This window comes from Streptomyces sp. NPDC017448, from assembly GCF_044330565.1.
Taxonomy (GTDB): Bacteria; Actinomycetota; Actinomycetes; order Streptomycetales; family Streptomycetaceae; genus Streptomyces.
In genome coordinates, this window is record NZ_JBIRLM010000001.1 from 21242 (window position 1) to 32075 (window position 10834).

Annotated in this window: 8 protein-coding genes and 1 pseudogene; 5 read left to right on the top strand and 4 right to left on the bottom strand. The window is 73.4% G+C overall.

Features of this window, described 5'->3' with window-relative positions; genetic code table 11:
• Positions 1–7: 7 nt before the first annotated feature.
• From ACH4K1_RS00040 to sbnA, 3 genes are all read right to left on the bottom strand, one after another.
• The gene (locus ACH4K1_RS00040; RefSeq protein ID WP_228989518.1) at positions 8–205 is read right to left on the bottom strand and encodes an MbtH family protein; all 198 of its coding nucleotides are present in this window, start codon (positions 203–205) and stop codon (positions 8–10) included.
• 84 nt (positions 206–289) lie between these two features.
• Positions 290–1279, bottom strand: coding sequence for a 2,3-diaminopropionate biosynthesis protein SbnB (gene sbnB, locus ACH4K1_RS00045; protein WP_398084718.1), 990 nt, complete (start codon positions 1277–1279; stop codon positions 290–292).
• Between the two features lie 6 nt (positions 1280–1285).
• Positions 1286–2269: a 2,3-diaminopropionate biosynthesis protein SbnA gene (sbnA, locus tag ACH4K1_RS00050; protein WP_398084720.1), complete on the bottom strand. Its 984-nt coding sequence runs from the start codon at positions 2267–2269 to the stop codon at positions 1286–1288.
• A 193-nt stretch (positions 2270–2462) separates the two neighbouring features.
• Between sbnA and ACH4K1_RS00055 the strand changes: the two genes are divergently transcribed.
• The 5 genes and pseudogenes from ACH4K1_RS00055 to ACH4K1_RS00075 form a co-directional block, all read left to right on the top strand.
• Entirely contained in the window at positions 2463–4394 is a 1932-nt protein-coding gene (locus ACH4K1_RS00055; RefSeq protein WP_398084722.1) for an acyl-CoA dehydrogenase family protein, read from the top strand.
• On the top strand, positions 4391–6091 hold the full coding sequence (locus ACH4K1_RS00060) for an acyl-CoA dehydrogenase (protein WP_398084725.1): 1701 nt from the start codon (positions 4391–4393) through the stop codon (positions 6089–6091). Before ACH4K1_RS00055 ends, ACH4K1_RS00060 begins: the two co-directional genes overlap by 4 nt.
• 75 nt (positions 6092–6166) lie before the next feature.
• Entirely contained in the window at positions 6167–6457 is a 291-nt protein-coding gene (locus tag ACH4K1_RS00065) for an acyl carrier protein (protein ID WP_398084727.1), read from the top strand.
• A complete protein-coding gene (locus ACH4K1_RS00070; RefSeq protein ID WP_398084729.1) occupies positions 6454–7845 on the top strand; it encodes a condensation domain-containing protein in 1392 nt (463 codons plus the stop codon). Before ACH4K1_RS00065 ends, ACH4K1_RS00070 begins: the two co-directional genes overlap by 4 nt.
• A 71-nt stretch (positions 7846–7916) precedes the next feature.
• Positions 7917–9116 (top strand): annotated as a pseudogene (locus ACH4K1_RS00075) (AMP-binding protein); the annotation flags it as partial.
• Between the two features lie 660 nt (positions 9117–9776).
• Here the strand turns inward: ACH4K1_RS00075 and ACH4K1_RS00080 are convergent.
• A complete protein-coding gene (locus ACH4K1_RS00080) occupies positions 9777–10826 on the bottom strand; it encodes a DUF1015 family protein (protein WP_398084731.1) in 1050 nt (349 codons plus the stop codon).
• Positions 10827–10834 lie beyond the last annotated feature (8 nt).

A 10834-nucleotide genomic window follows, 5' to 3' on the forward strand; every position in this document is an offset into this window, starting at 1 on the left:
ACGGTGGTCAGGCGGCGAGGCGTTCGCGCAGGCTCAGCGGACGCATGTCGGTCCACACCTGGGCGATCCGCGCGAGGCACTCCTCGCGGGTTCCCTCGGTGCCCTCGGCCCGCCAGCCGGCGGGCAGGTCGCGGTCGGTCCACCAGATCGAGTACTGCTCCTCGTCGTTGAGGACGACGCGGTAGGAGGTCTGCTCGCTGGACATGGTGGTTCTCCTTCGGAAAGGGGTGGTGGGTGGTGTCCGGCGCCCGGGGCGCCGTGGCCGCGCCCGCGGTGGCCGCGGGCGCGCTCAGGCGAGGAAGTCGGTGACGTCGACGCCGAGTCCGAGCTCCCGGGCCGCGGTGTGCACCTCGACGGCGAGGGCGAGGTCGAGGACCCCGAGCCCGAACGGGGAGAAGACGGTCACCTTCTCCGGGTCCGGCGTGAAGGTGCGGGTTCCGGCGATGAGCTGGCCGATCGAGGCGTCGATGAAGCGGCGGTGGCCGCTCATGCGCTCGGCCAGGTGCAGCGAGGTGAGCTCACGGCAGACGTGGTCGGCGTCGTCGACGATGTTGTGCGTGTGCAGCAGCGTCTCGGGGTCGATGTCGCGCAACGAGACGTGCAGGACGACCGACCCGGGCGCCACCGCGGTCAGATCGGTGTGCGGGACGCCGGCGGAGGTCGCGAAGGACACCAGCCGCTGGGCGGCCAGCGCCTCGTCGAGGGAATCCACCACGGCGACGCGGGCCTGCGGCAGCAATGTCGCACAGCGGCGCGCGAATTCCTCGGCGCGAGCCGCGGAACTGTCGTGGATCGTCACTTCTTCGAGGGTGTCGATCGCCGCGTTCACATAACGCAGGATCTCCAGGTTGATGACGCCGCAGCCGACCAGGGTGATTCCGGTGGGGCGGCTCTCCCGGGTAAGCATCTCGGCGGCGAGCGCGGCGGAGGCGGCCGTGCGCGCGGCGGATATCAGGGAGCCTTCCAGCAGCGCCTCGGGGTGGCCGGTGCGCAGGGAGTTGAGCAGCATGGCGGCGCTCGCCCGGGGAATTCCGGACTCTACGTTTCCGGGGAAGGAGGATATCCACTTCATCCCCGCCGCGGGGTGCTCCCCGCCCCGGAAGGCCGGAAGCCCGATGATGCGGTCGGACGGCTGGTCGGGAAACCGCAGGAAGACGGAGCGCGGAATGACGGTGGCGCCCTGTTCGTGGAGCAGATAGGTCGCCCTGACGGCATCGATGTGTTCCCGCTCCTTGTTGCTGAGGAGCTTCTCCACATCCGCTTGCCGGATGATGAGCATGAGGGGTCAGCCTTTCCACAGGTGCGAGACTTCACCGAAGTGTTCGCGCACCCAGTCGTCGGAGTAGATGGTCTTGAGATAGCGGTCCCCGCCGTCGGGGAAGATGACGGCGCACACCGAACCCGGCTCGATCCGCGGCAGGAACTTGTCCACGGCGGCGAGCACCGCGCCGGACGATCCGCCGGCCAGGATCGCCTCGCGCCCGACCAGCCGGCGGCAGAACACCACGCAGTCGAGATCGCAGACGTGGATCACCTCGTGCGCCGCCGCCGGGTCCATCAGGGCCGGCCGCACCGAGGCCCCGTGGCCGGGGATGAGGCGGCGGGTGGGCGACTGATCGAAGATCGCGCTGCCCTCGGCGTCGACCGCGACGACCTTCGTGCCGAGCCCCGCCTTGCGCAGGTAGTCCGCGCAGCCGCGCAGCGTGCCGAAGGTGCTCACCGAGGCGAAGAGGTAGTCGACGCGGCCGTCGAGGGCCTCGACGATCTCGTGCATCGTGTTCTCGTGCGCTTTCGGGTTGAACAGGTTCGCGTACTGGTTGGGCGAATAGGCGTGCGGAATCCGTGCCATGAGTTCGCGCACCCGGCGCAATCTGTTGGGCAGGAACTCGCCCGTCTCCTCGTCCCGCTCGTCGACGACCTCCACTTCGGCTCCGTAGGCCCGGAGAATGGCCAGGTTCTGTTCCGTGGTCTTGGCGTCCACCACGCACACGAAACGCAGGTTGAAGTACCTGCATATCTGTGCGAGCCCTACTGCGAGGTTTCCCGAACTGGACTCCACGACCACCGAACGCCCCGGCTCTATGTCGCCGCTGCGCAGGGCTTCGAGGAGCATGTTCAGGCCACTCCGGTCCTTGATGCTGCCTCCTGGGTTGAACCGCTCGATCTTGGCGTATACGTGTGCGTTCTCGCCAGGAAACATGCGGTCCAGCTTCACCAGGGGTGTCTTGCCGATCGTCCCCAGAATCCCCGAATGCGATGTGCTCGGCATGGATTCCCCCTCACCTGTTGGGCGTGCACTGAGGACACTAGAGCGCGACTTCGCCAGGGAGCAGTTTTGGCCATGGCAGGGAAGTGTCACCGCAAGGTCCTGACAGCCCCGGGGCCGTCACAGGGCCTCTTGTTGGCCAAGACTGAGGCCATCGGAAACAGCCGTGAACCGTTCGCAGATTCAGGTGGGGGCAGTGGATTCAGGTGAGGTCGTGGATTTCGGGAGGGCCGGCGTTTCCGGCGGGGGCGCGGAGGCGGAGGAGCACGCCGGACCGGGGGAGAGCCGGGGGGCGGTGACGCCACCGGGGCCGCGGCCCGCCCCGGACTACCCGCCGTACGCGCTGGCCGGCGCTCTCGACCGGGAGCTGGGCGACCCCGCCCGCACCGATCTCCCCTTCTTCCCGGGCCGGCTGCGTGAACTGGACGCGGCCGAGGACTTCCCGGCCGACCAAGTGCGGCTCCTCGACGCGACGGCCCTGCCCGCGTACTACGTGCCGGCCCGCCACGGCGGCGCCCTGCACAGCTACGAGGACCTGCTGCACCTGGTCCGGGTGGTGGCGCGGCGGGACCTGACCGTCGCCATCGCGCACACCAAGACCTACCTCGGCGCGGTCAGCACCTGGGTCGGGGGCTCGGCCGAGCAGGCCCGCGCCCTGGGCGAGCGGGTCGCGGCCGGGGCGGTCGTCTCCTGGGGGCTGACCGAGCGCGAGCACGGCAGCGACCTGCTGTCCGGCGCCCTGACCGCGACCCGCACCCCGGACGGCGACTACCGGCTGGACGGCGAGAAGTGGCTGATCAACAACGCCACCCGCTGCGACCTGATCTGCGTACTCGCCCGCACCGAACCCGCGGGCGGCACCCGGGGGTACAGCCTGCTGCTCGTGGACCGCTCCACGCTCGCCGACGGCTCCCACACCCCGCTGCCCGCCGCCCGTACCCACGGCATCCGCGGCGCCGACATCAGCGGCATCTCCTTCACCGGCGCGCGGGTGCCCGCCTCCGCCCTGCACGGCGCGGAGGGCAGCGGCATCGAGACGGTGCTGCGGGCCCTCCAGATCACCCGCACCCTGTGCGCCTCGCTCTCCCTCGGGGCGGGCGACCACGCGCTGCGCATCGCCACCGGCTTCGGCCTGGAGCACCAGCTGTACGGCAAGCGCCTCATCGACCTCCCGCAGGCCCGCCGCTCCCTGACCGAGGCGTACGCGGACCTGCTCACGGCGGAGGCCGTCACCCTCCTCGCGGCGCGCGGGGTGCACACCCTCACCGAGGAGATGAGCGTCACCTCGCCCGCCCTCAAGTACCTGGTGCCCGCGACCGTGGACCAGCTCATCACCGACATGGGCCAGTTCCTCGGCGCCCGGTCCTTCCTCAGCGAGAACTTCGCGCACGGCGCGTTCGCCAAGCTGGAGCGCGACCACCGCATCGTCGGCATCTTCGACGGCAACTCCCTGGTCAACCTCAACGCCCTGATCAACCAGTTCGGTTCGCTCGCCCGCGGCTACCGGGCCGGGCGCACCGAGGCCGACGCGCTCGCCACCGCCGCCGATCTCGGCCTGCCGGTACCCGAGTTCGACCCCGTCCGGCTCGAACTGACCTCCCGGCGCGGCAACAGCGTCACCGCGTCGCTGCCCGCCGGGGCCGAGGCGCTGCGCGTGCTGGCCGACGCCGGTGCGGTGCCCGCCTCCCTGGCCGACCGCGCGGCGCACCTGCGCGAGGTCGCCGACGAGACCCACGAGCGGATGGCGGCCCACCGGCCCACCCCCCGCGACGTGCCCGCCGACGCCTTCGACCTGGCCCACCGCTACACGCTCTGCGCCGCTGCCGCGGCCTGCGTACAGATCTACCTGCACAACCGTGCCGCCCGCACCGAGGGCGTCTGGCGCGACGGCCTCTGGCTGGAGGCGTGCCTCGCCCGGCTGGCGGCCCGGCTGGCGCCGGGCAGGCTGCCCGACCGGGAGGCCGGGGACGAGGAGGCCGTCCTGGACGGCCTCCTGCCCCACCTCCTCGACCAGCACGCCGAGGGGCACATGTTCTCGCTGCTGCCCTTCCCCCTCGCCCCCTTCCCGGACAGCGCCGAGCGGCCCGTCCGGTCCGCCGCCGTACCGCAGCTCCAGGAGACGCCGTGACCCCGACCGCCCCCGCCCCCGCCCCCGCCACGGGCCGTCCCTCGACGGCCGGCCTGGAAGCCGTCCTCGGCGATCCCCACGACCCGGCCAACCCGCTCGGCCTGCACGCCGTCCTGGCCGCCGACGAGCGCGCCGAACTGCTGCCCGAGGGCGAACGAGCCCTGGACGCTTGGGGGTTGAACGCCGAGTTCGTACCGGCCCGGCTCGGCGGACGGCTCACCGACGTCGAGCGCCTCATGCACGTGATGCGCGCCGTCTCGCGCCGCGACCCCACGCTGGCCCTCGGCTACGGTTTCACCAACTACATCTCCGGCTCGGCCATGTGGACCTCCGGCAGCCCGGCCCAGCAGCGCCGGATGGCCGACATCCTGCTCGCCGGGGGCAAGACGGCGGCCGGGTACAACGAACTGCCGCACGGCAACGACTTCACCCGGACCGACCTCACCGCCACCCCCCGGGGCGGCCGGCTGCTGCTGGACGGGCACAAGCAGGTCGTCAACAACATCGGACGCGCCGACGCCGTCGTGCTGCTCGCCCGCACCGGCGAGGGCCCCGGCAACCGCAGCCACTCGCACGTCTTCGTGGACTTCGCCGAAGGCCACGCCGACCGGGTGCGGCGCGACGAGCGCTTCCCCACCGCGGGGCTGCGCGGCTGCCTCATCGGCGGCGCCGAGTTCACCGCGTTCCCCGTCCCCGCCGACGCCCACATCGGACCGGTGGGCGGCGCCATGGAGACCGTCCTGCGCGCCTTCCAGACCACCCGCGCCGTGGCCCCCGGCATGATGGCCGGAGCCTTCGACACGATCCTGCGCACGGTGACCCGCTTCACCCTGGAGCGCCGGCTGTACGGGCGCCGGGTCGCCGACCTGCCGCACGCGCGGGCCGCCCTGGTCGCCGCGTACGCCGATCTGCTGGCCGCCGACGCCCTCACCACCGTCTCCTGCCGCGCGCTGCACGTCCTGCCCGACCAGACGAGCGTCCTCACGGCGGCCAACAAGTACCTGGCCCCCAAGCTCCTGCACCGCGCCACCCGCGACCTGGGGGCGATCCTCAGCGCCAACTCCTTCCTCCGCGACGGCGGTTACGCGGTCTTCCAGAAGTTCGCCCGCGACCTGCCCGCGATCACCTTCGCGCACGCCAACGCCTCCGTCTGCCTGGCGACGATGCTGCCCCAGCTGCCCCGGATGGCCGCCACGAGCTGGGGGCTCGCCGAGCCCCCGCCGGCCGGCCTGTTCCGGCTGGACGCGCCGCTGGGCGACATCGACTACCAGGCCCTCGAACTCACCGCGCGCGGCGCCGACCGGCTGACCTCGACGCTGGGCCACCCGGGCGCGGCGGAGCTCCTGCCGCCCGCCGCCGCCCGCCTGGTCGCCCTGTTCCGCACCGACCTGGCGGAGCTGCGGGAGCGCTGCCTCGCCCTGCGGCCCACCGACACCTCCGTGACGGCGGGCCGGGCCGGGTACGCCCTCGCCGACCGCTACGCCCATCTGGCGGCCGCCTCGGCCTGCCTCGGGATCTGGTTCCACAACCAGCACGCGGCGGATCCGTTCCTCACCCCGCCGCACTGGCTGACCGCCGCCCTGACCCGCCTGGCGACCCGCCTGGGACACGCCGCGGCCCTCCCGCCGGAGACCGAGGACGTCCTCTTCACCGCGCTCACCGGCGGCGACGCCCCGTTGTCGCTCAGCCGCACCTGACCCGCGCGCCGACGTGCCACCGACGGCCCGCGACCCGCAGCCCCGCACCGCCTCTCACCCCACCAAGGAGCACCCATGAGCACCGACCAGGCCACGACGACCGCCACGACCGCCGCCCGGACGCCGGAGGAGGTCCGCGCGTGGCTCACCGAGCGGGTGGCCTACTTCCTCGACGTGACGCCGCAGGACATCGCCTCCGACGTCCTCCTCGTGGAGATCGGCCTCGACTCGGTCTACGCCCTCACCCTCTGCGGGGACGTCGAGGAGCGGTTCGGCATCGTCGTGGAGGCCACCCTCGCCTGGGACCACCCCACCGTGGACGCCCTCACCGCCCACATCCACGCGCAGATCGCCGGCCCGCGATGACCACGGCCCCCGGCAGACCCCTCTCCGTGGGCCAGGAGGCCCTCTGGTTCCTGTACCGGATGGCCCCGGAGAGCCCCGCCTACAACGTCCAGGCCGCCCTGCGCGTACGCGGCCCCCTGGACGAGAGCCGCCTGCGGCACGCCCTGCGCGCCCTGGCCGAACGCCACGACGTCCTGTGCTCCACCTTCACGGAGGGCCCCGGCGGCCCCGAGCGCGTGCCCGGTCCCCCCGCCCTGCTCCCCCTGGAGGTCATGGACGTACCCGGGGCCACCGACGACGACCACCTCACCCGGCTCGTCGCCGAGTTCGGCAGGCTGCCCTTCGACCTGACGGCCGAGGGAACCTCCCGCGCCCTCCTCGTACGCCGCTCCCCGACGGACGCCGTCCTCGCGGTGTGCACCCACCACATCGTCTCCGACGCGACCTCCCAGTGGCTCCTCCTCCAGGACCTCCTGGACCTGTACGCACACCAGCCGCCGCCTCCGCTCCACCACACCTTCGACGATTACGTGGCCGAGGAGCAGCGCATCCTGGGCAGCGCCCGGCGCGCCGAACTCGCCGCGTTCTGGAAGGACTTCTGCGCCGGAGCGCCGGCCGGGGAGCTGCCCACCGACCGCCCCCGCGCCACCGCGGAGGCGGGCGTCCTGCACGGCGCCACCTGCGAACTGCGGCTGCCCGACGAACTGGTGCCGCGGTTGCGGGAGACGGCCCGGCGCACCAAGGTCACCGGCTTCGCGCTGCTGCTCGGCGTCTTCCAGAGCCTGGTGCACCGCTACGGCGGCCGACGCGACTTCCTCATCGGCACCCCCACCACCACCCGGAGCGGGCCGGGTATGCGCCAGGTCGTCGGCTACCTCGTCAACACCCTGGTGGTACCTGCGCACTTCACCCCGGAGACGACGTTCGCCCAGGCGGCGGGGGCGGCCCAGCGCCAGGTGATGACGGCGATGCGCAACATCGCCTTCCCCTACGCCCTCCTCGCCGGCGAGGACCCGTACAGCACCCGGAACCCGCCGGTGCGGATGGCGTTCACCATGGTCGCCCCCACGCGGCTGGAACCCCTCCTGCAACGCGTCACCGAGGCGGCCGCCACCGGCGGCACCGCCCGGTACGCGGGCCTCGACGTCGCCTTCGTCGACGTCCCCATGCTGGAGGGCCAGTTCGACATCTCGGTGGAGATGCGGCAGAGCGAGACGACCCTGACGGCCGTCTTCCGCTACGCCACCGACCTGTTCGACGAGAGCACGGTGCGCCGACTGCTCGACCACTACGTCCAGCTGCTCACCGCCGCCGTCGACCGCCCCGGCGATCCGGTCACCGGCCCCGCCCTGGTGCGGGCGGGCGAGCTGGACTCGCTGCTCGCCCTCGGCGCGGACGACGACTGGTGACCCCGCCGCCACGACCCCGCACGCGCCGCCCAGCCCGCTCCGCCCGATCCAGCCGACCCCTTGGGGGAAACATGTCCTGGCAGCCCAGCGACCTGCCGTCCGCGTCGAGCGCCACGGCCCGCATCCGCGAGAACGCGTCCGCCGCACCCGGCGAGACCGCCGTCGTCTTCGTCCGCGACCCCGCCTCCCCGGGCCCCGAGAGCCACGAGCGATGGACGTACGAACGGCTCGACCACGAGGCGCGGAAGATCGCCGGCCGGCTCCAGGAGCTCTGCGCGCCGGGCGACCGGGTCCTGCTCCTCTACCCCGAGAGCCTCCAGTTCGCCGCCGCCTTCGTGGGCTGCCTGTACGCGGGCGTGGTCGCCGTCCCCTCGTCGCTGCCGGGCGCCTACGCCCACCAGCGGCGCCGCGTCGACTCCATCGCGCGCAGCGCCACCGTCTCCGCGGTGCTCACCAGCGAGGCGGTCGCGCCGTCCGTCCTCGACTGGGCGGCCGCCTCGGACACCGCCCCCGCCTGCCTGGTCACCGACGGCCCCGAGCTGACCGACGCGCACGCGGACGCCTGGGTGATGCCCGACGCGATCACCCACGACGACCTGGCCCTGCTCCAGTTCACCTCGGGTTCCACCTCGGACCCCAAGGGCGTGATGGTCACCCAGGGGAACCTGCTGCACAACTCGGACGGCCTCAGCAGGGCGTTCGGCCTGGACCGCACCACCCGCTTCGGCTCGTGGATCCCGCAGTACCACGACATGGGGCTGCTCGGCATCCTGCTGCCGCCGCTGCTGCTCGGCGGCTCCTGCGTCCTGATGAGCCCGACGAGTTTCCTCAAGCGCCCGTACTGGTGGCTGAAGGTCATCGACGACTACGGCATCACCTGGTCGGCGGGGCCCAACTTCGCGTACGAGCTGTGCGCCCGCCAGATCACCGACGAGCAGCTCGCCACGCTCGACCTGTCCCGCTGGCGGTACGCGGCCAACGGCTCGGAGCCGATCCAGGCGGCCACCCTGACCGCGTTCAGCGAGCGGTTCGCACCCGCCGGGTTCCGCGCCGACGCGATGCTCCCCTGCTACGGCATGGCCGAGGCGACCGTGTTCGTCTCCGGCACCGGGCCGCGTGAGCTGACCGTCACCCGGGTCGACGAAGGGGCCCTGGAGGAGCACGTGTTCGCCCCGGTCGACGCGGACCGTGCGGGCCGCCCGGTGGTGAGCTGCGGCGCCGCCCTCGACTACGACGTCGCGGTCGTGGACCCCGCCACCCTGGCGGCGCTGCCGGCGGGCCGGGTCGGTGAGCTGTGGCTGCGCGGCCCGAGCGTGGCCCGCGGCTACTGGGACCGCCCCGAGGCCACCGCCGCGGCCTTCGGAGCCCGGACCGCCCAGGGTGACGGCGGGTACGTCAGGACCGGCGACCTGGGCACCGTCCACGACGGCGACCTGTACGTCACCGGCCGCATCAAAGAGCTGATCATCCTGCGCGGCCGCAACATCTATCCGCAGGACATCGAGCACTTCATGCGCGCGGGCCACGAGGAGCTGGCGGGCCTCTTCGGCGCGGCGTTCCTCGTACCGGTGACGACGGCCGACGGCGAGGTGGACGAACAGCTCGTCGTGGTGCACGAGGTACGCGGCGGGGTGCGGCCCGACGCGCTCGGCCCGCTCGCGGAGCGGATCAGGGCCGACGTCACCCGCGCGTTCAGCGTCCGGCCCGGCGCGGTCGCCCTGGTCCGGCGCGGGGCCGTACTGAGGACGACCAGCGGGAAGATCCAGCGGGCCGCGATGCGCGAACAGTTCCTGGCGGGCGGGCTGGGCGCTCGCCACCTGGTCGCGAACGACGCCCTGGCCCAGGTCGTCGCGACGGCGGGGCGGGCGGGGCGGGGGGGGGTGTGGGGGGGGGGGGGGGGGCCCCGGCCCCCGGGCCCGCCCCCGCCCCGCTCACAGCATTCGGAAGACCAGTCCGCGCAGCGGCTTGGGCTCGAAGGACGTCGACTTCCAGGGCAGCGTGACTCCGGCCTGCGCCAGCTCGCGCACCACGTCCTCGCCCACCGGACGCATCAGGACCGCCGTCCCGCCGCCCGCCCGCCGCACCGCCTCTTCCGCGTCGTGGGCGTGCCCGACCTGCCGCGCGTCGTGCGCGGGCATCTTCCACAGGTGGCCGAGCAGCGTGTCCCGCAGCACCGTGGCGTCCAGCTCCCGCCAGCGCGCGGGCCGGTCGTGACGCACGGTGTGCCAGGTCAACTCCGGCGCGGGCGCGTCCAGCAGGTGGAAGGCCCGCCCGTCCGTGACCACGAAGGCGCTGCCCTCCACCTCCGGGCCCGCCGCCCGTCCGTCCAGCGCTTCGAGCGCCTCCGCGCAGCCACCGGCCAGCCGCCGTACGCGGAAGAGGCCCGCGACCGCCGCCAGCGCGTCGCGGAGCGGCAGCCCGGGCAGCACCCGGTGGATGGGGCCCATGGCGAACGGGTGGCGGCCGGTGTCCACGAGGAGCGCCAGCCCGAACTCCCCGGCCGCCGCGTCCACCTCCCGCAGCTCGCGGTAGGCCGCCCAGCGGTGGTGCCCGTCCGCGATCAGCGCCTGCCGGACACCGAGGTCCGCACGCACGGCCCGCTGGTCGGCGCGGCCGGTGATCGCCCACAGCCGGTGCCGTACGCCGTCCGGATCCCACGCGTCCAGGAGCGCGGGCTCCTCGCGCGCGGTCCGGTCCAGCACTCCGGCGGCCCCGCCGTCGCCGCCCCGGTACCCGAGCAGCACCGGTTCCAGCTGCGCGCGCCCCGCCCGCAGGAACGCCGTCCGCTCCTCCACGGCCTCCGCCGCCACGTCCTCGTGCGGCACCACCGCTCCGGTCAGCCGCACCGCGCCGATGACCCCGCGCCGGCCGCCGCCCCACTCGTACCCGTACAGGGCGGGCCACTCGTCGAAGGCGAGGACTCCTCCCGCGCCGACCCGCACCCCGCGGAACGGCACCACGTCTACCCCATGGCGTCTCATCCCCCGAA

Coding starts and splice junctions, on each gene's coding strand:
- ACH4K1_RS00040 (WP_228989518.1), bottom strand. CDS start 205: ATGTCCAGCGAGCAGACCTCCTACCGCGTCGTCCTCAACGACGAGGAG.
- sbnB (WP_398084718.1), bottom strand. CDS start 1,279: ATGCTCATCATCCGGCAAGCGGATGTGGAGAAGCTCCTCAGCAACAAG.
- sbnA (WP_398084720.1), bottom strand. CDS start 2,269: ATGCCGAGCACATCGCATTCGGGGATTCTGGGGACGATCGGCAAGACA.
- ACH4K1_RS00065 (WP_398084727.1), top strand. CDS start 6,167: ATGAGCACCGACCAGGCCACGACGACCGCCACGACCGCCGCCCGGACG.
- ACH4K1_RS00070 (WP_398084729.1), top strand. CDS start 6,454: ATGACCACGGCCCCCGGCAGACCCCTCTCCGTGGGCCAGGAGGCCCTC.
- ACH4K1_RS00080 (WP_398084731.1), bottom strand. CDS start 10,826: ATGAGACGCCATGGGGTAGACGTGGTGCCGTTCCGCGGGGTGCGGGTC.